Genomic DNA, 20,082 nt, shown 5'->3' on the forward strand with positions numbered 1-20,082 from the left:
ATCGTGCGTCTAACCCAACCTACTCAAGCTACTCAAACTAAGCCATCATAGTAAGAACAGAAAATTACAAAATAATTTTATCCTGATGATGACGAATCAAAATCAAGCTCAACTTCCGATTCCCTCACATTTTAACCCTAATAGTGTTGGTGAAGTTTGGCGTGTACCTTATCAACAGCGTGCTGCGGAAGCACGAGAATGGGCAAATACACATAATATTCAACCTACATCAACTGATGAAAGTCGTATTTGTTTGCTTCTAATCGATGTCCAAAATACTTTTTGTATTCCTGATTTTGAATTATTTGTTGGTGGAAAATCTGGGAAAGGGGCAATCGAAGATAATGTCCGTTTGTGTGAGTTTATCTATCGCAATTTAGGAAAAATTACAACGATTATACCAACGCTGGATACCCATACAGCAATGCAAATTTTCCACCCGATTTTCTGGATTAATTCCGCAGGTGAGCATCCGATTCCCGCAGCAACTAATATTACACCAGATGATATTGATAAAGGTATTTGGAAGGTGAATCCGGCAGTTGCTTTTAGTTTGAATTATAGTTATGAATTTTTAGAAAAACATGCTTATCATTATGTTAAAAAACTCAGCCAAAATGGCAAATATCCCCTAACTGTATGGTCTTATCATTCTATGTTAGGTGGGATTGGACATGCTTTAGTTTCGGCTGTGGAAGAGGCTATATTTTTCCATTGTATTGCTCGAAATAGTCAAACACAATTTGAAATGAAAGGTGATAATCCGCTTACTGAAAATTATTCTATATTACGTCCTGAGGTGATGGATAGTTTTGATGATTTGATAATTGCTGAAAAAAACTCATTTTTGATTCAACAACTTTTAGAATATGATGCTGTGGTGATTGCTGGGCAGGCAAAAAGTCATTGTGTTGCTTGGACTGTGGATGATTTGTTAACAGATATTCAATTGGTTGATGCGAGTTTGGCGAAGAAAGTTTATTTGTTAGATGATTGTACTTCGCCTGTTGTTGTACCTGGTATTGTGGATTATAGCGATGCGGCAAGTGATGCTTATATGCGGTTTGCAAATGCGGGAATGAATGTGGTGAAGTCGGTTGATTTAGTATTTTGAATTGGATTAATGAAATTAATGAAATTAATGAAATTAATGAAATTTTAGACGTTCCACCGGAACGTCTCTACGAGGGTTATTTAAAATAATCTTGGGGTTTTTTTGCTACCCAACCTAAATCGGAACTGGTACGGATTTCAAAATGTAAGTGCGATCGCATTGATGTTGGCTTTCCACTGGTTCCGACTGTGCCAATTACATCACCTGGTTTGACTTCCTGACCAACGGCGACTTTAATTGTCTCTAGTTGGGCGTAACGACTTTGCAACCCGCTACCATGATTAATTATTACCAAATTTCCATATGTACCCTGGGTATCAGCAAACGCCACAACCCCTTCAGAGATGGAATTAACTGGTGTTCCGACTGGGGCAAGTATATCAATTCCGCTATGAAAAAATACTTCGCCTGTTTTCGGGTTTGTTTGCCATCCGTAGGCTAACAAAATATTTGTTACATCTGCTAGGGGATAATTTGCGAACTTTGTGGGAGTAGAATTAGAAGCAGGGAGTGGTGCTGACTGAATTGCAGTACGTACTATGGCGCGATTTGAGTCAGGTACAAAGACGAATCGAGGGTTTTTTTGACAACCATTGACCTCGAATAGTACATCTGCACGAATTTTATATCTTTTGGCGATATCGCGCCAAGTCTGATTTCGTGGTACTTCGATGATGATGCCATTATAGGGAGGTATCAGTATTTGCTTGCCGATTACGACTCCACGGTTTTGCAATCCTGGATTCATCGTCGCGATCGCGGTTTTTGTCAGGCTGTATTGTTGAGCAATGCTATCTAAGGTTTCACCACGGGACACGGTATGACGCAAAAAGCGTGATAAAGCTGAAGTCGGGCAACTTGACACTGTTTGCGCTAATGTCTTTTGTGCCGATGTGGTTGGCAGAATTGTTGATATTATCCCCACAGTGCTAGCTAATAATAGAAGAGATAAAGGGAAATGGGTAAAGGATGATTTCATGCATTAAGTTAAATGTGAAGCTGGATTTATCTAATTTAGTTAGGTATGACAGACTATTATTATCTGTGCGTGGCGCTACTAATGCTAATCTACTGTTGTGTATGGGACTTCCAGAAAATAAAATCTTCAAATTGTATACTTACCAACATTATCACGCGTAAGGGTGGGGAGACCCCACCCCTACAAAACCTGGATGGTTGTTACATAAGTATAAATCTGGTGGGAAGAGACTTAGTTTTAAGTTGTAGTTTGATTTTAGTCGGGTTTTAATCAGATTGTATTGAATGGTTAGTAAGTAGTTACGCAAAGCACTATAAGTAATTTTCTACTTTTTCTTAACTCCTAGTTCCTATTTTAAAATCAAGATTGTATGGGAGATGTGGGGGAACTAATGAATCCTGACAAGTGACTTACTGAGTAGTTGGTTGTGGCAAAAAAATTAGTTATAAAGCCTAAAATCCTTGACTGTGTTAGGTTTTCTAGCAAATGGAACTTTTAATTAGCTTTTTACTTGATTAAACTTATAAATTAGCGATCGCTTTATATTTCTTTTACATTTTTTTACATTTCTTCTGAATTTCTTCTAAATTTACTTCTCCTTCAGTGTAATGACTATGAAGTTCTCCTTAAAGCAGCTTGGCTTGTATTTCTCTTTGGTGACGATTGGCGGTATGTTTGGCGGTAGTGCGGTTTTGTTTGCCAGTTCTTTTCTCATCCCCCAGAAGCGAGTGTTTCAGGAGTTAAAAAGCATAACCCTGGGTTCTGTTCCCGAAACAAATGTAACTCCTAAAGTTGGTGGTGTAATTGGGGCTGTCGGTAGTAATGAGAATGTAAATTTTGTTGCTTCTGCTGTTCAGCGTACTGGTCCTGCCGTTGTGCGAATTAATGCAACCCGTAAGGTCGCTAATCCAATTTCTGATGCCTTTAAAAACCCACTACTAAAGAGGTTTTTTGGTGAAAATGAAGAACCCATACCCCAAGAGCGAATTGAACGAGGTACGGGTTCTGGTTTTATTTTGAGCCAAAATGGTCAATTACTCACAAATGCCCATGTGGTGGCTGATACTGACACCGTACAGGTGACGTTGAAAGATGGTCGGTCTTTTGAAGGGAAGGTGGTAGGTGTGGATTCTGTTACCGATGTTGCCGCAGTTCAAATTCAAGCTGAGAAATTGCCCACGGTAAAAGTCGGGAATTCACAAAATTTGATACCGGGAGAATGGGCGATCGCAATTGGTAATCCTCTCGGTTTGGATAATACTGTTACAATTGGCATTATTAGCGCTACCGATCGCACTAGTGCCCAAGTTGGTGTCCCAGAAAAACGAGTTAGTTTTATTCAAACTGATGCGGCTATTAATCCTGGAAATTCTGGTGGACCACTTCTAAATTCTCAAGGTGAGGTTATTGGTGTGAATACGGCAATTCGCGCTGACGCACAAGGATTAGGCTTTGCAATTCCGATTGAAACTGCTGTTCGTATTGCTAATGAATTATTCACTAAAGGACGTGTCGAACATCCCTTTTTGGGAATAGAAATGATAGATTTAAACCCTAATAAAAAGCAGCAGATTAATCAAGATAATAATTTCAAAATTAAACAAGACACTGGTATTTTAATTAAAGGGATAGTTGATAAATCTCCGGCGGAAAAAGGGGGTTTGCGTCGTGGCGATTTAATTTTAAAAGTGAATCGCAAGCTGGTAAAAACGGCAGCCCAAGTTCAAAAAATAGTTGAGTCTAGTTCGGTTGGTCAAATTTTAGAAGTAGAAGTCAATCGTGACGGAGCTATCCAAAGCTATAAAGTTGAATCAGGTGCCTATCCATCAAAGTAGTTAGTGGTTATTTGGTAGTGATGTTGTAGATTGTAGGGGCGGGGTAATCCCGCCCTTACAAATGGTTATGGTTGATAAATTTATAGTTGGGATATTGTATTTTTAGGGATTCCCTTATCTATCAACTGCGACCAATTAACTATTACCAATTAACTTAATGATTATTATTCAACTCGTCTAAATGCATCCGTTGTTCCATCTGACGCAGGAAATATCCCGTCATCATTGCCGATGCGATCATTCCGGCTAAATTGTCGCGATCGGTAGATATGTGGACATTGAAGTTATCCGCAGGCAACATCCCCACTAGCCCTTGGACATTTTGGGAAATAATTTGCTTGATTTCAGGGGTGACAGACTGGGCGACACGCGCTAAAACGTCAGGCGACTGGTGTTGCAGGTACTTGAGTAACTGGTTGGGATGTTCCTCAAAGCTCTCACTCAGAAGCTCGTTTGGGTATTCATCGAAGTTGTCGTTTAAAAAGTTAGGGTCAAACACCATTGGCAATTTTTTTTAGCTGAGTTGCTAATTCTACTCTAAACCATAGCATTTATGTGAAGCATATTGCTTTGGAAGGGAATGGGAATTCCGAATTTATATGGGGGGATAGACGACTCACCGAGTCGTCTCTACTAGCTTGCTTCTGCTTGTGGCTGGAATTCCAATTCTAGTTGACGTTCCTCTTGACGAGTGACGAATGGTTGGGGAAGTTGGTCGATTTGGAAGTATTGATTAAATTTAGGGGTAACTTGTAGGGAATGGGAGCGGGATTCGCCATCGCGTCGTTTGCGGACAAATCCTTGTTCGACTAGTTCTTGAACGTGTTGGTAAGCTCCAGAACCGCGCACGTTAATTAAATCGCTTTGCCGGATGGGATTGTGAAGCGCGATCGCAGCTAATGTTCTTAGTGCCCCTACACCTAATTCTACTGGTATCAAGGTTTGTACTAAATCTTGGTAGTCGGAGCGCACTTGCAGACAGTAACCACCTGAAGTTTCCACAACCTCCAAGGCTGTGTCTCTACGACCATATTCATCAATTAGTTCAATAATTCCTTCTTCTGCTGTTGCGCGATCGCAAGCTGCATATTCAGCAATTTCACCGATGGACAAGGGTTTGCCCTTTAAATAGAGAATCGCTTCGATTTTTGTCGCTGCTATAGTCATTTTTCTTGGTTCTCTAGTCATTAGTCATTGGTCATTGGTCATTAGTCATCAGTCTGTTGACAAATAACATTAATGACAAATCGGACAAATAACAAGTGGCACGGATTATATCACTGTTTAACTGAAATGTATATTAGATTTATTCCGGAATCTAAATTAAGAGTGAGCCACAAAATGAGTGATCCTCTATTGTCATGCTGTAGCTTGCTACTTACAGAAGAGCATTTCTTTCTGTGGAGTTCTCTAAATACATCTCTTGATTGTGTAGATTTATGTTGGGTTACTACTACTGAATTCTGACTACTAATTACCGAATCTAGTCTGAAGGATAAATTCTGCGATCGCTAAGTCTTGGGGTGTGGTAATTTTCAAGTTTGTCTCTTCCCCTTCTACGATTTTGACTTTATAACCACATTTCTCAAATAATGCGGCATCGTCTGTGACTTCCCAGCCTTGCTGTATGCCTTCAGCATGACATTGTTTCAATAAATTTACATCAAAACCTTGGGGAGTTTGGGCTGCCCATAAATATTGGCGGTTGGGGGTACTTTGAATTATGCCACTGTCATCAACTACTTTGATTGTATCTTTGACGGGAACAGCCGCAATAAAGCCGGGATAATTTAGTGCTGCATCGGCACATTTATCTAATAATTGGGGTGTAGCGAGGCATCTTGCCCCATCGTGAATTAAAACCTGTTGGGCATCATTGGGTAGGGCTTGCAAGCCATTATAAACAGATTCTTGGCGAGTTGAACCACCTACAATTAGTTCTACAGGCTTTTTCAAATTTAATTTAACCAAAATATTCTTTAAATCGTCCCAATCTTCGGGTTGTACGACAATCCCAATCCAGCGAATAGCCTGGGAAGCTTCAGCAGCAAGCAAAGTCCAAGCAATTATTGGACGCGATCGCAAGTTTAACAAAAGTTTATTGCGATCGCTCCCCATTCTCTTACCTATGCCAGCAGCCGGAATTAGTAAATACATAGTATTAGTTAATAGTTGATGAGTTAATGGTTAGTAGTTAGTGGTTAATGATTAGTGGTTAATGCTTGATAGCTAATCGGTTAATGGTATTTACCTATCCCTATCCCCAATGCCCAATACCTAATTAATCATTAACTACTAATAAAATAAAAAGTGAATAGGCGTAAACAAATATTATGCGAATAATAGCCCTAGTAAGCGGTGGAATAAGCGATCAGATTCTCTTCTTTCCGACTATCGATGACATCAAGCGCTATTACCCTAACGCGCAAATCGATGTTGTTACCGAACCTCGTTCAAAGATTGCTTACCGAGTCAGTAAGTCTGTATCGGATGTTATCACGTTTGATTTTCGCGATCGCAATAGTTTGGCTGACTGGGGTAACTTGGTTGGGACAATCCGCGATCGCGAATACGATGTTGCTATTACCTTTGGACAAAGCTGGTTTATCAGTTTGCTACTCTGGTTAACTGGGATACCTACCCGCGTTGGTTTTAAAGGTAAAGGTTCCGGCTTTCTTACCCATGCAGTGCCTCTCAATAAGCGTCAGTATGCACCTTTTATATACCATGACCTCCTCAAGGGCATAGGTATAAACTCACCTTGTCCCGAATTAACAGTCAATGTTCCAAAATCCGATATTGAATGGGCTACTAACGAACAAAAACGACTGGGAATTAAGGATTCTGGATATGTATTAATTTACGGTACATCCAGCGAGTCTCCTTCTGGTTTTATTAGTTCAAAAGAAATAAAACCTCTCTCGAAAACGAATTCACCCCAAATAAGAGGAACTGATAACATTTACCCAGTCGAAAATTGGGTTCATATAATTCAAGCTTTTCAACAAAAACAACCCGAAATGCCCATAATTGTCATTGCCGAACCCAATGACGAAGTATTTATACGCAGCATCAAAGAATCTATCCCCAATATCAAAGTTATGCTGGCTGATGATATCGGCAAGTTAACCGCAATAATTGCAGGTGCAAATTTGATGCTATGTACTGATAGTGCCCCCATACATCTCAGTGTGGCAGTACAAACCTACACGATTGTTTTGTTTGGCTCCGCAGAACCAACTACTCTACTTCCTCAAAGCGATAAATTCCTGGCAATTAAATCACTTACTGGCAAATTAACAGATATTCCTGTCGCAACCGTGTTAGAAAAAGTCTGGGGCGGCTAATAATCTTACTGAAAGCTATCTCACTGATTTGCTACTTAGGCAGGCACAAAAATTGCCTGCCAAATCCAAATTTTTATTCTCACAAAAATAATAGTTTATCTACTCCATCAGCGCGTCTCTACTCTCGTTCAACACTGGCTCAAGACCATTGCGTATCAAACAAGATAAAACAATAAGTCTGTAAAATGTATCATCCCTAATGTTAGTTTATTTTTATTTAAACCTCGTCTATCTTGAGAACTGTAGTTTTCCATAAAGACTTTGAGATTGCTTCCTTACGTCGCAATGACGTATTTGAATCGCTAAAAAACTCCGGGTTTCATCATCGACGAGGTTTACTAGAGAATTAACATCACAATTCAGCGATATTTTACAAAATGTAATATTTGTCTCAAAAGCATTTTATATAGTATTATTTTAGACATTGATATTGAAAAATAAAAATGAAAAATAAAAGCGAGTATGTCTCTGTAATTTATCTTCTTCAAGAGTATTTTGATATGACCATTAACAAACTAAATTGAGATAAAAGTATAGCTTGATACTAAAGCACGAGCTTAAAATCAGGTTTAGCATAAAATAGTGGAAAACAAAAAATCAAGTACTTAGCGTGACAATCACATATTTAATTTTTAAATTTTATTAAGTTCTAAAAGTACTGCCGAACACGACATTTAATAACTGAAATATGTAGTCCTAATTACATTTTAAGATTCAAATTAACCGAAATGTAGCTATTAGCTGAAATGAATGGTCTGACCCCTCTGTACAAACCAAGTCATGTCTAACTAAGATAATAATCTTCAAAAGAAGGTATTGAGTTTTAAGGTTAGTGCATTGAGTTGTGGTTTCTAGATGGGGATTGTTTGTTGAGCTAATTGAACGCTGATATTTGTCGTTGATAAATATTGCGATCGCACGTTAGTTATCGGTAGTTCTTAGTTAGAAACAAGGTTGTTAAACCTCGTCCATCATGAAAAGTGGAGTTTTGTCATTGCGACATAAGGTAGACGCTAACGCGGCTACCTTCGGAAGTCACTTCGTGCCTACCCGCAGGGTAGCAATCTCACAATCTTGATTTCAAACTACAGTTCTCAAAATAGGCAAGGTTTAGATTCAAATCGAAGCTGACATTTTAGCTTCGGTTCGTCATCAAGGTCAGCCAGAAAGTAAAAAGCTTACACAGCAAGGTTTTTCACAAGTTTAAAATTTTTTCGTAAAAATGTTAGTTTCAATAAGTTTCTGGGAATACTAGTAAAGACAAATAAATTAGCTTAGGAAAGCAGGTTTTCATTTAACTTGATTTCGCAGACTTGTATCTGAATTTTGGATTGTCGGGGTATATGTCACTTTCACAAGTATCATATATATTCCGTAGTATAAATTGAGCTAGTAAATCAGCTAGTACCACACGGCGCAAGTAAACCGACTATTGTGAATACCAAACCCGTCACAGCCAGAGAGCCAGAGGTTATAAACCTCTGTCTAATAGCGAAAGTCCTCTTTTAGAGGACTAAATTCAAGCCCTAAATGGTAGGCATATTTACGCCAAGCGGTACTAGTGAATTTAAATATTCCAAAAGAGAGATGCGATCGCGTGAAATTTCATTTTAATGGAAGGTTATTGCAATCAATTTTTAATCGTTCGGAAGTTTGGAGTCATTTAACAAAAAAAATCCACCAAAGTATAAAAAAGAGCTAGAACAAAAATAGAAAACTTGGTAAAGCAAGATATGTTTTTGTTATTTGATTAACAAATCAGTTAGCTATATTGGTTGGTGAGATTGATGTATAGGAAAATACAACTGTTATTTTTTGTGTTCTTTAACTTCCCTCTTGCTTTGAATCAGTTGCATCTAAAAAATTAATATTAATCTCAAGGGGATAAACAAAATGGCAATTAGATTACATAGTTTTGTAATTACTGAAAAACGATACGTACAAGTAGAAAGTCAGCCTTACCACATCACAGGCTTATTAAAACGAATAATTAATTCAGCTAATATACGTGGATGCGATTTTATTGATATTCATAATGCTTACTATTCTTGTGAAGAAGATGGTACAGTGACTTTCTATCAGGCAAATAGACCAGAGATTGAATGTCCTGGTATCTGGACTTATTTGTTATATGAATGTCCAAAAAGTCAAGAAAAAATCTTTCGTGACTCAAAAGTTAGCACCAGTATTGAACCTCTTTATAAATTGCTAGCAGGTGAAAAACTAATTCAAGAAACAGTAAATATTAATCAGTATTTAGAATATCAATATCGAGAAGGTGAATATCTTGATGTAATGCTTCCTTACAGTTGGGATAATCTGGAAGGAAGAAAAATTTCTCAGTTAATATTAAATGAATATACAGCTTTTAAATCATCAAAAATTTTTACAGAGGGAGTAGGTAAAGAATACATGGGAGTTGTATTAGAAGAATTTATTCAAGCTGGATCAGAAATATTAGAATCTGGTGGTAAATTGAATGAGTTTGAATCAGTACAATGTGGAATATTGAAAAAAATTAAAATTGATGAGATGGCAAATTTAATTTTGTCATATAACGATTACCGGATTTGGCAGACATTATTGCCAAGCAACTCAAAAGCTGTAGAATATGCATTTGATGTTGCTTTGCATCAAATGTCCTATATCAAGTAGATTATTTTCTTATTTTTAACCAAATCAAATATATATTACTCCTATCCCTGCCTTTTTAAAAAGGTCAGGGATATTTCAATTGTAGGTGACTTTTTATATCGAATTTACGAATTTACGAACTTACAAATTTATGAATTTATGAATATTAGATATACTAAAAACGGCTAGAAACTTAACTTTTTTAGTATGGCAAAGTTGAGTTTTTAAGCCTCTCTCCGCTATGCCTAACGGCAGGATTACGCCAACGGGGAGAGGTACCCTACGGGTATTCCAAAGGTAGCGCTACCCTAACGGGAACGCTCTATGGAGAGGGGTTCTATATTTAGTCAACTTTTAAGCCGTTCGCAGTATATCTCCTGACTAAGTAGTTATTAGTATCATTTTTAAAAATTTATATAGATAATTATTGACTTTTATAATGAAATGACTATAAATTTAGAGTAAGAGTATTGAAACTTATTCGCATTATTACTGCAATCTTTTACTAAAGGAGTACTACAGATGGCTTGGAGTCGTAAGAGTTTGTTCGCAGTCAGCGCTACATTAACAGCACTTGCTGGGTTTTTTATAAGTTCGGTTGCTGGAGTCGAAGTTTGGTCAAATCCTTATGCTGTGGGAAGCAAGCAAACAGTAGTAGCTCAAAGTACTAGAAATTTAACTATCGTTTTTCCTAGTAGATCGGATTCTAACGATTTGCAAAATAAAGCAAATGCAGTAGCTGCATTTCTTTCCAAAGAATTAGGAATATCTGTCATTGCTCAAGTTGGTGATGATACAGCAGCAGTAGAAGCGTTACGGGCAAATCGTGCTGACATTGCGTTTCTCAGCAGTCGTCCAGCATTGAAAGCAGAGCAACTGGCAAATGCTAAGTTGTACCTTGCAGAAGTGCGTGAAAATTACTCTGGTGGTTCCACATATAACTCAGTATTTGTCGTTCCTGCCAATAGTGCGCTCAAAGGCAAAAATACCGGAAAAGCCACACTCGAACAGTTGCGTGGTAAAAAGATGGCTTTTACATCACCTACTTCCGGTTCGGGTTTTATTTTCCCCACTAGTGAATTAGTCAAATTGGGATTGGTCCAAAACCGCGATCGCTTGGGTAATTTCTTTGGTCAAGTTAGCTATGGTGGTAACTACAGCAAAGCTCTGCAAGCGGTATTGCGCGGGCAAGCAGAAGTTGCGGCAGTGTCTGAGTATGCACTTTTTCCTCCCTACATCACAAATGAAGAAAGAGCAAGATTACGGATTTTGCATAAAATCCCAAAAGTTCCAGCACATGGTATCGCGATTGATGATGATGTTCCAGTGGAACTGCGTAATCGAGTCATCACTGCTATGTTGAAACTCAACCAAAAAGCTAATAATCCGTTACTTCGCAATCTTTATAACTCGACTAAATTGGTAACTGTTGACCATAATCGTCACCTTGCACCAGTTCGCGATGCTCTGAAACGTGCTGGTATTGACCAATAAACAATACATAAACAATACCAGAGAGACGACCCATCGGGTCGTCTCTACATATGCCCAATTCCCAATTCTCAATTCCCAATTCTCAATTCTCTTAAATAACGATGAACGAAACTGTAATCGATTGTCAGAATATGGAAACTATCTATTCTAAATCCCTCAAACGTCCTATTCTGAATGGAGTGAATTGTCAGATTCGACGCGGTGAGTTTGTGGTTTTGTTGGGTTTAAATGGTGCGGGTAAGTCTACATTGTTGCGATCGCTTGTTGGACTTGTACCTGTAATTAAGGGTAATATTCGGATTGACGGGGTTGTAATGAACTCGCAAACATTACCAAAAATCCGCCGAAAAATTGGTATGTTGTTCCAAGGTGGTGGGTTAATTCCCCAATTATCTGCTGTGGAAAATGTGTTATGTGGTCGTTTGGGAATACGAAAACCTTGGGAAACTCTATTTGGATTTCCACAAAAAGACCAATATTTGGCGATGGAATTGTTGCAGGAAATGGGTTTGCAGGAACATAGCTATCAAAAAACTAGCTTATTGAGTGGTGGACAACAACAACGAGTTGCGATCGCACGTGCTTTAATCCAATCACCACAAATTCTCCTCGCTGACGAACCGATCACTGGGTTGGATGTGATGGCAGCAAAACAAGTGATGGAAACGCTTTTACATTTAACCGAACTCGGTATTACTGTGGTGACAGTGCTGCACGATTTGGGTATGGCAATGGAATATGCTCAACGTGCGATCGTGATTGATGATGGATGTATTATTTATGACGGTAGTCCCGATAATCTCCCGGTACAATTTGCTCAACTTAACCAAGCTGTATATAAATGACAAACCTAGCAAAAACGACTAAAAATCATTCTTGGATCGGTAATTTACTTATCATTCCCGCAATCATTTTGCTGGTTTTTATTTATGCTTGGTCACTGGAAGGTATTGGAATAAACGGGGAAACCCTGAATAATTCTTGGTTTTACGTTACAGACTTTATCTCTCGCTTTTTCCCACCTAATCTCAGTGTTTTGGAAAATGCTTGGAAAGCATTGGTACAAACTATCCAAATGTCGCTGTGGGGAACCACCATTGGGGCGATTATATCAGTTCCCATTGCGATCGCGAGTGCGAGTAATATTGCACCTGTTTGGTTACAGTGGTTGGCGAATTTCTTACAAAATACAGTTCGTTCTGTACCTTCGATTATTCTCGGTTTAATTTTTGTCGCTGCAACTGGCTTGGGAGCACCTGCGGGTACGTTGGCTTTATCTATATATACTATAGGTTATCTAGCAAAATTTTATCAACAAGCTATAGAAGCAGTGAATTCTCGCTCTATAGAATCTTTAGGAGTAATTGGTGCTTCGAGATTGCAAGTTGCTCAATACGGGATTTTGCCTCAAGTATTACCGCTTGCATTGGGTTACACAATATGGATGTTTGAATATAATATCCGTGCAGCTTCAGTTTTAGGTGTAGTTGGTGCTGGTGGGATTGGGTTTGAGTTGAAGAGTTATATTGATGGGTTTGAATATAACAAAGCGACAACGTTTATGTTGGTGCTTTTGGTTGTCGTCACGATTATTGATTTTTTGAGTAGTTTGATTCGCAGAAAATTAGATTCGATGTAGGGTAGGGCAACCCACGGTTGTTTGCCCTTAAATTGTTGTTTCCCGTTTCGACAATATCATCTATCGTTTGGAGTTTTCTCATAGCGGAGAAATCGGTTTTCTGGTATTTTGTGTGGGGGATAAACCCGATTTATAAGGTTTAGATAGCTGATTTTTCTCTGCTGTTTCCAACCACTTTTTAATCAGAAAATAAAGCCTCTAAATCTCGATAACCGTTAACTACATGCACCACATCAATTCCATCTTGCCTGGGATAATAAAAGATAAGGTAGTCCTTAACAATAAAACCCCGTAAATTAGGTGCAAGTTGTTCATAGCTTTTACCCATATTCGGAAAATCAGCTACTAACTTGCATTTTTGACGAATCTCATCAAAAAGTTTGCTAGATGCTTTAGGATTAAGACGAGCAATCGATTCGCAAATATTATCTAAATCTTGGACTGCTTCATCTGAAAATGAATAATTACTCATTATTCATTTTCCTGAGCAATCGAGCGAATTTTTGCTTGTAAACGTTCAAAAACGACTTCACCATCTGTTACAGAACCTTGCTTGATTTGTTCTGTACCTAATACTATTTTTCTTTTTAATTCTTCTAACTGATTAGCTCGATTTTCTAACAATTTAACAGCTTCATTTATGACTTCATCAACAGTAGTAAATTGACCGTTAGCAATTTGCGATTGAATAAATTGTTCGTATTCGGGTTTTAAGTTGATGTTCATCTTATTTACCTGTAGATTTACAAGCTACTCTTGGTAAGAAATTTTCTGCTAATTGTGTTCTTTGATTTATTTTATCGTAATTTATTTAATTTTCTCTGCTGTTTTCAACCACTTTTTACCCATTTCGATGGGAATACCCAATGGTGGACAAAGTATTTTAATTAGTTCAATTCCTCCTTGTAATAATATTTGAGCAATTTGTGATTTTGTTCTAATTGATTGTTCAAATTGAATATTAAATAAGCGTTTATCTTCTGCACTTGTAATTGGGTATGTTTGAATAACTTCTTCAAGTTCCGCAATAAATAATTCTTGTGGAGGGTTGTTTTTAGGTAAAGTTTCTAGTATTTGTTCTAATTTATTAGTCAGTTCAATTACATTGCGTGTAGGTGCATAGTTGTTTTGAATTCCAACTTGATCACCTTCTATTTTTACATCTCCTTGATTGAAGTTACTTATAGGAGCATTAAAATTGTTTTGATATTTAGGAGTTTCTGACATTAATTTTACCGATTCAGGATTAACAATTAAGACTAAAGCATCAGCAGCTTGAAACCTAACATTGATATCTGTATCTTGCTGCAAAGCTTGGCAAAGTGCAGGAATTGCCAACTCACTACTAATTTTACCTAATGATTCAGCAGCTTTGGCGCGAATTTGTGGATTTTTATCTTCTAATAAAAGCTTGCATAAGGAATCCACTGCCATCAGTAGATATTCTTGACGAATTGTCACAATTGCGCCCCAATTTTACCAATTGCTTCGACAATATTTGAGCGTACTGTGTCATTTTCATCATTCAATGCGTTTACAAGTTTGGGAATTGCGTCTTCTAAACCAATTTGTCCTAATGCATTTGCTGCTGTGGAACGTACTTCTGAACTTTCATCTTCTAAAGCTTGAAACAAGTAAGTTAGAACTTTTTCGCTACCAATTTTACCTAATGCATCGACAGTAAAAATGCGTATTTGCTGATTTTCATCCAGGAGCATTTTGACTAAATCTGGGATAGCTGCGGAACTAGCAATTTCACCTAAAGCATAAATTACATTTAAACGAACGCGATCGCACTTATCTTCAAGTAGTTGTACAAGTGCAGGAACGGCAGTTTCACTACCAATTTTTCCCAAGGATTCTGCTGCTTTTGCTCGTACTTCTGGTGTTGAATCTTGGAGAGTTTTACAGAGAACTTCGACTACAGTTTGTTTATCGATGCTTTTTACCACAGAATATTCTCCTGTTGAGTTTGAATTACTGCTATTTCTTATTGTATTGATTTACCATCTTGTAAGCCGATTTGATTTCCGTGTATGTCTACTTTTCCTGTGTTGACAATACCGACAGGTGCATAAAAGTTATTGGTCGTAGTTGATTGAGATTTATTCTCTGTTTCATCTTCCACTGGAGGAGAATCAAAAATTTCATGGTTGTAAAATTTGTAGTTCTCTTGAATTTTTAAAATTATATCCTTGGCTTCGTATACCCCAGACAATAAGAATTTCCACATTTGATATAAAATATCATAAGTAGCAATTTTTACTAATGCTTCTGCAACTGTCCAACGAACTAATGAATGTTCATCTTGTAATGCAGTAATTAAGGGATTAACTGCGGCTTCATTACCTATATTCCCCAACGCTTCTGCAACTCTCCAACGAACTTCTGAGTTTTCATCTTGTAATGCAGTAATTAAGGGATTGACTGCGGTTTCATTACCTATATTCCCCAACGCTTCTGCAACTCTCCAACGAACTTCTGAGTTTTCATCTTGTAATGCAGTAATCAGAGAATTAATTGTAGGTGATGCTTCAGTACCAATTTGTGCTAATACTTCTGCAACTCTCCAACGGACTTCTGAATTTTCATCTTGTAATGCAGTCATTAATAAATGGACAGTTGTTTTGTCACAGATTTTTATTAAAAATTCTGTAGCACCTATACAAACACTGCTTGTTGGATGATTCAATAAAGGAATAAGATATTCTATCTTTACCTGATAGTCAACATTATTAGCTAATATTTTGTTGCTCTCAAGTTCAACCTCTAACTCTTCATCTTCATCTTCTACTACCTGCGGGGCAGAAGCTATTTTTTTAGAAAATTTATATAGAGGTGAATCATTCAGAGCATTAACTGCGTCTTCATTACCAATATTATCTAATGCATTTGTGGCACTGAAACGGACTCCTGAATCTTCATCATTTAATGTAGCAATTAGTGGGTGAACTGCCGCTTCATTACCGATTTTTCCCAATCCTATTGCTGCTCTCTTACGAACGTTTGGATGTACACTTTTTAAGGCAGAGATTAGGGCATTTACTGCGGTTTCATTACCAATTTTGACTAATTCACGTATTGCTTGAAAACTGATGTAATACTCTTCATCATCTAAAAGAGTACTCAGGATATCGACTGCGGCTTCATTACCAATTTGAACTAATATATTTACAGCACGAATACGAACATCTGAGTTTTCAGATTGTAAACAATTATTTAAATAATTAACAGTAAACTCCGACTTCGTAATACCTAAAAATTCAACCTTGATTAATTCAGGAACCTCTATCCCCAAAACCAACCGCACCGTCTTCTCCTGAAACTTCTGTTTTACCTCCCCTGCTAACCTCGCACCTAACATTAAATCCACATCCAACGCTAACTTCACAATATGAACAGCTTGCGCTTCATCCTCCACTAAACCTAGCGCGATCGCAATACTTTCTGTCCATTTCAACAAATTCAAATAATCACGCTGTAATTTGCGATCGCTCAACTCAGGTAACAACCGCAGCAAGGATTCCGCAGCATAATATTCTTGCAGTAATTGATGACGAAACTGTATTTGTTCTCCACTTCCCACTTCAATCAAATGATGGTTGAGCAAATCATCCAAACAGCGCAATGCAAAATCATCTGCATAAGCTACTTTCTCTTGGAGAAACTTCTGAAACACCATTTTTACTTCCTGCTTCGGAATAGTAACGCGAAATTCCGTCGCTGGTTTTCCCTGCATCATCACAAAAGCCAAATGTTCTAAAAGCGGTTTCCACCAATTGCGATCGCTCTTTATCGGTACATCCTGTTTAACCCGATTTTCGTATCCCTGAGTAAACAAACGAAACACCATCCCCAAATTTGCCGGAATACTATTCTGTTGTCGGAACAGTTCGCACAGCATCCACAATAATAAAGGTGTTTGCCCAAATTCCCGCACGCGATCGCGCAATTGTCGCAATAATTCCTCTCCCTGTTCTGGTAAATAAGCCAAAACAAACTGACGCATCTGTGATTCTGTCAGAGGTAGCATTTCCAGCTTTTTCTTAATTCCCAAATCACCCCCAATACCTAAGTCTCTGGTGGTAAAAATCATTGGTGTTTGGGAAAATTCCCCTCGACGAAATGCTGCTACTTGTCGTCGTGCTTCTTCTGAGGGTAATTCGTTTAATCCATCGACTAGCAGCAATAATTTACGCTGGGATAATAAGCTTTTAATTTCGTTTTCGGTTAATGGTAGTTCGTGTTGGTTAAAGAATGCTTCAATTAATTGAAAAACTGAATTTTGCCAATACCGTAATTCGATTAATACGGGAATTTGGGGTAATTCTCCAGATTGGGAGATGGGATGTATCTCTCCAGGGGTATAGAAGACGCGATGTATCGCGTCTCTACATTTTTCTAATAATAATCGGGTTAATGCTGTCGATTTTCCTGAACCTGGTTTGCCGATTAATAAAACATGGTTTGATTCTGCTAAATATTTACAAATACCTTCCAACACGGGTACACGATCGCATACCTTCTTCTTATCCTCAATTCCCAAATTTTGCGATCGCTTGGGTACAACTTTTTTCACCATCAACCCAAAATCAAAAGGTGAATCAAAAGGTGAATCAAAGCTTGAAAAACCAGCTTTATCTTGGGATTGCCGATCGAAGGTATCCGTCAACGTGTAAAAATTCCACCAGCGATCGCACTTCTTGCTGATGGATGCAAAATATTTATGAAATTCAGGTTCGACTGGTTCGGAAGTTGCTGCCATCTCAAATAAATTCAGTATTGAGGCTGATTATTCAAATTATAGATACAACAATCTCGACTCACAACTAAGGTAGAGAAAATAGAAATTATTTGCAAAAACAACATCAAGTGATGCCATTAATTAGGTAAAAATACTATTGTTATATTTTCTCATTAATAAAAGAAAAAAAACTAGCAAACTATAGGTACTGTCCTATCTCTTTCCTGAAGTTGTTCTGTAGGCTGTTTCTGGAGAGTGACTTCGGGGAAATGTTTATCTAACAAAGCGGGTACGTCTTTAGCCTGAATGCCACTGTAGCGGGTTTTGCATGGCATGACTAAATTTGGCGCACCTTTGCAGTTTTTCATGCAGCCTGTCGCTTTGATTGTAACTTGGTTATCGAGATTGCGATCGCTTAATTCATTTTCCAAACTTTGACAAAGCGTTTTACCTCCACGCTTCATGCAGTCGGATTTTTGACACATCAAAATTACTGCTTTCTTTTCTGGTTTTGGATTGCTTGGTTCTGCTGGAGTTGGATTAGTTTCGCGATAAACCGACTGTTCGCTTACGCGATCGCAACCTGATGCCATGACGCGTTCGGCTTTGAATTTGACTTTACCACTCTCAGTACAATATTTTTTTGTGCCGACGATTTGTAACCAAGTACCGGGAGGCAATCTTAAGTCAAACCCAAACTGCAAATGCTTTGCTAGTTTAATATAAAATTCACTTTCCGCAGTCATTAACATCAAGCCCTTGAGCTTGTAGCCATCTTTAATGACAAAATCGAGAAAACGTCCTTCAAGGCAAAATTGAGTCACTTCTACACTGTCATATTTACTCATTGTGTTAACCTCACTACCGTAAAATATAGAACAAGTAATTAGCTATAGACACTGATGCCAGCATCGTTCCAAAGTTGAAATTAGCTGTTGACGGGAAGAAGTCAATTGACGTGTGACGCTCCAAATTTGAATAGCTGCGATCGCACTTTCAATTTCCACCACCAAAGGTTGATTTGCCTCACAACAACAGCAGATATTTAGCTCTTGCAAACGGTGAAATACTTGCCAGCGATCGCACCAATCAATTGCGATCGCTTGTTTTATGACTGGTTGTCTCAAAAATAATCCTCACAAAATAGAATAAGTTGCAGTAAAATCTACCCATTCAATCCAGACAATCAACAACGCTCAGAAATTAGCCCCTTGATATAGGATAGCTTAAGTGCTAACTTTTCCCATTTGGTTTAAAAAAAAATAAACAAAGTATTTGGTAAGCTTAGACGCATCTAAATGACATGTTTTAAAACGTGAGAGCCTTGCTGCAAGCATTTCAGACTTCAAACTTAAGTGCATATTAGCTTATTCACTATTGTAGGGGTGGGAAAACCCCACCCTTCAGATTAACTTCCCCCCTTGCAGTTGATACAGTTGGTAAATTTATAATTGGAATATTTTATTTTCTGGAAATCCCTTAATTTCCCAATCTCCAGTCAATACTTACTTAAAAAGCATCAGCTTTCAAAATTGATACAGATTTTTGTTATGCATATTATGGCTCCTAAGTCAAGATGGGCTTAACTATGCTTGGTTTTTGATGATTACTTATATAGAGAAACTGTGCAAAAAATCAAACATTGATGCATTTATAGCATCAAAAATATCCAAACTTTTTAATATTGATTAGGGTTCTTTTCATACTTTTGAATGCTAGGATGTAGAGACTAAACAGTTTCTCAAAATAAAACTGTTAAATAACGGAGGAGAACAATGTCGGATACACAAACTTTGTTACGGAATTTCGGTCAAGTTTATGACAATCCTATCCTTCTCGATAAAAGTGTAACGACTCCAGTATGCGAAGGATTTAATGTTGTGCTAGCAAGTTTTCAAGCACTTTACTTGCAGTACCAAAAGCACCATTTTGTTGTTGAAGGTGCAGAATTTTACTCGCTACATGAGTTCTTCAATGACAGCTACGGACAAGTTCAAGGACATGTTCATGAGATAGGAGAACGCTTGGATGGACTTGGTGGAGTTCCTGTTGCTTCTTTAGCTAAATTGGCAGAACTTTGCTGTTTTGAACAAGAACCAGATGGTATATTTTCTAGTCGTCAAATGGTAGAAAATGACCTGAAAGCCGAGCAAGCAATGATTGGGCTGATTCGTCGTCAAGCTTCTCAGGCAGAGAGTTTGGGTGATAGAGGTACTCGTTATCTGTACGAACAAATTCTGATCAAAACTGAAGAACGAGCTTATCATTTGTCTCACTTCTTAGCAAAAGATAGTTT

Annotated in this window: 19 protein-coding genes; 8 read left to right on the forward strand and 11 right to left on the reverse strand. The window is 37.9% G+C overall.

Going from position 1 to position 20,082, the window contains the following annotated elements; all coding sequences use genetic code 11:
* Positions 1 to 88 precede the first annotated feature (88 nt).
* Positions 89 to 1,114 carry a cysteine hydrolase family protein gene (locus CK510_RS00795; protein ID WP_095719863.1) on the forward strand — a complete coding sequence of 342 codons (1,026 nt, stop codon included), beginning with the start codon at positions 89 to 91 and terminating at the stop codon, positions 1,112 to 1,114.
* Between the two features lie 76 nt (positions 1,115 to 1,190).
* On the opposite strand, the gene CK510_RS00800 is transcribed toward CK510_RS00795, so the two are convergent.
* Entirely contained in the window at positions 1,191 to 2,093 is a 903-nt protein-coding gene (locus tag CK510_RS00800; RefSeq protein ID WP_095719864.1) for a LysM peptidoglycan-binding domain-containing M23 family metallopeptidase, read from the reverse strand.
* Between the two features lie 614 nt (positions 2,094 to 2,707).
* On the opposite strand from CK510_RS00800, the gene CK510_RS00805 reads away from it, so the two are divergent.
* The gene (locus tag CK510_RS00805; protein WP_095719865.1) at positions 2,708 to 3,928 is read left to right on the forward strand and encodes an HhoA/HhoB/HtrA family serine endopeptidase; all 1,221 of its coding nucleotides are present in this window, start codon (positions 2,708 to 2,710) and stop codon (positions 3,926 to 3,928) included.
* Between the two features lie 154 nt (positions 3,929 to 4,082).
* Here CK510_RS00805 and CK510_RS00810 read toward each other — a convergent pair whose 3' ends face one another.
* The 3 genes from CK510_RS00810 to ispD all read right to left on the reverse strand — a co-directional run bounded on the left by CK510_RS00810 (position 4,083) and on the right by ispD (position 6,085).
* A complete protein-coding gene (locus CK510_RS00810) occupies positions 4,083 to 4,430 on the reverse strand; it encodes a DUF760 domain-containing protein (RefSeq protein WP_095719866.1) in 348 nt (115 codons plus the stop codon).
* Positions 4,431 to 4,561: 131 nt separating this feature from the next.
* The gene (gene scpB / locus CK510_RS00815) at positions 4,562 to 5,095 is read right to left on the reverse strand and encodes an SMC-Scp complex subunit ScpB (protein ID WP_095719867.1); all 534 of its coding nucleotides are present in this window, start codon (positions 5,093 to 5,095) and stop codon (positions 4,562 to 4,564) included.
* 303 nt (positions 5,096 to 5,398) lie between these two features.
* Positions 5,399 to 6,085, reverse strand: a complete 687-nt coding sequence (gene ispD, locus CK510_RS00820) for a 2-C-methyl-D-erythritol 4-phosphate cytidylyltransferase (protein ID WP_095719868.1) — start codon at positions 6,083 to 6,085, stop codon at positions 5,399 to 5,401.
* A 176-nt stretch (positions 6,086 to 6,261) separates the two neighbouring features.
* Here ispD and CK510_RS00825 point away from each other — a divergent pair, with 176 nt between their 5' ends.
* The 5 genes from CK510_RS00825 (at position 6,262) to phnE (ending at position 13,042) form a co-directional block, all read left to right on the forward strand.
* Positions 6,262 to 7,275: a glycosyltransferase family 9 protein gene (locus CK510_RS00825; RefSeq protein WP_095719869.1), complete on the forward strand. Its 1,014-nt coding sequence runs from the start codon at positions 6,262 to 6,264 to the stop codon at positions 7,273 to 7,275.
* Positions 7,276 to 9,168: 1,893 nt separating this feature from the next.
* Positions 9,169 to 9,930 (forward strand): hypothetical protein, encoded by a 762-nt coding sequence (locus tag CK510_RS00830; RefSeq protein WP_095719870.1) that lies wholly within the window; start codon positions 9,169 to 9,171, stop codon positions 9,928 to 9,930.
* A 501-nt stretch (positions 9,931 to 10,431) separates the two neighbouring features.
* Positions 10,432 to 11,403 (forward strand): phosphate/phosphite/phosphonate ABC transporter substrate-binding protein, encoded by a 972-nt coding sequence (locus CK510_RS00835; RefSeq protein ID WP_095719871.1) that lies wholly within the window; start codon positions 10,432 to 10,434, stop codon positions 11,401 to 11,403.
* 101 nt (positions 11,404 to 11,504) lie between these two features.
* Positions 11,505 to 12,248: a phosphonate ABC transporter ATP-binding protein gene (locus CK510_RS00840; protein WP_095719872.1), complete on the forward strand. Its 744-nt coding sequence runs from the start codon at positions 11,505 to 11,507 to the stop codon at positions 12,246 to 12,248.
* Positions 12,245 to 13,042 (forward strand): phosphonate ABC transporter, permease protein PhnE, encoded by a 798-nt coding sequence (gene phnE / locus CK510_RS00845; protein ID WP_095719873.1) that lies wholly within the window; start codon positions 12,245 to 12,247, stop codon positions 13,040 to 13,042. Before CK510_RS00840 ends, phnE begins: the two co-directional genes overlap by 4 nt.
* Before the next feature lie 178 nt (positions 13,043 to 13,220).
* Here phnE and CK510_RS00850 read toward each other — a convergent pair whose 3' ends face one another.
* The 7 genes from CK510_RS00850 to CK510_RS00880 form a co-directional block, all read right to left on the reverse strand.
* Positions 13,221 to 13,514 (reverse strand): type II toxin-antitoxin system RelE/ParE family toxin, encoded by a 294-nt coding sequence (locus tag CK510_RS00850; RefSeq protein WP_095719874.1) that lies wholly within the window; start codon positions 13,512 to 13,514, stop codon positions 13,221 to 13,223.
* Complete coding sequence (locus tag CK510_RS00855; RefSeq protein ID WP_095719875.1) at positions 13,514 to 13,768, reverse strand: type II toxin-antitoxin system ParD family antitoxin; 255 nt, start codon at positions 13,766 to 13,768, stop codon at positions 13,514 to 13,516. Before CK510_RS00855 ends, CK510_RS00850 begins: the two co-directional genes overlap by 1 nt.
* Before the next feature lie 81 nt (positions 13,769 to 13,849).
* Complete coding sequence (locus tag CK510_RS00860) at positions 13,850 to 14,503, reverse strand: HEAT repeat domain-containing protein (protein ID WP_095719876.1); 654 nt, start codon at positions 14,501 to 14,503, stop codon at positions 13,850 to 13,852.
* Positions 14,500 to 14,994: a HEAT repeat domain-containing protein gene (locus tag CK510_RS00865; RefSeq protein ID WP_095719877.1), complete on the reverse strand. Its 495-nt coding sequence runs from the start codon at positions 14,992 to 14,994 to the stop codon at positions 14,500 to 14,502. Before CK510_RS00865 ends, CK510_RS00860 begins: the two co-directional genes overlap by 4 nt.
* A gap of 38 nt (positions 14,995 to 15,032) precedes the next feature.
* Positions 15,033 to 17,807 (reverse strand): HEAT repeat domain-containing protein, encoded by a 2,775-nt coding sequence (locus CK510_RS00870; protein ID WP_095719878.1) that lies wholly within the window; start codon positions 17,805 to 17,807, stop codon positions 15,033 to 15,035.
* Positions 17,808 to 17,977: 170 nt separating this feature from the next.
* The gene (locus CK510_RS00875; protein ID WP_095719879.1) at positions 17,978 to 18,634 is read right to left on the reverse strand and encodes a (2Fe-2S) ferredoxin domain-containing protein; all 657 of its coding nucleotides are present in this window, start codon (positions 18,632 to 18,634) and stop codon (positions 17,978 to 17,980) included.
* 42 nt (positions 18,635 to 18,676) lie between these two features.
* A complete protein-coding gene (locus tag CK510_RS00880) occupies positions 18,677 to 18,913 on the reverse strand; it encodes an Asr1405/Asl0597 family protein (protein WP_095719880.1) in 237 nt (78 codons plus the stop codon).
* Between the two features lie 648 nt (positions 18,914 to 19,561).
* On the opposite strand from CK510_RS00880, the gene dpsA reads away from it, so the two are divergent.
* The coding region (gene dpsA / locus CK510_RS00885; protein WP_095719881.1) for a DNA starvation/stress protection protein DpsA at positions 19,562 to 20,082 on the forward strand (521 nt) is incomplete at its 3' end.

The organism is Brunnivagina elsteri CCALA 953, assembly GCF_002289455.1.
In the GTDB taxonomy this organism is placed as follows: Bacteria; Cyanobacteriota; Cyanobacteriia; order Cyanobacteriales; family Nostocaceae; genus Brunnivagina; species Brunnivagina elsteri.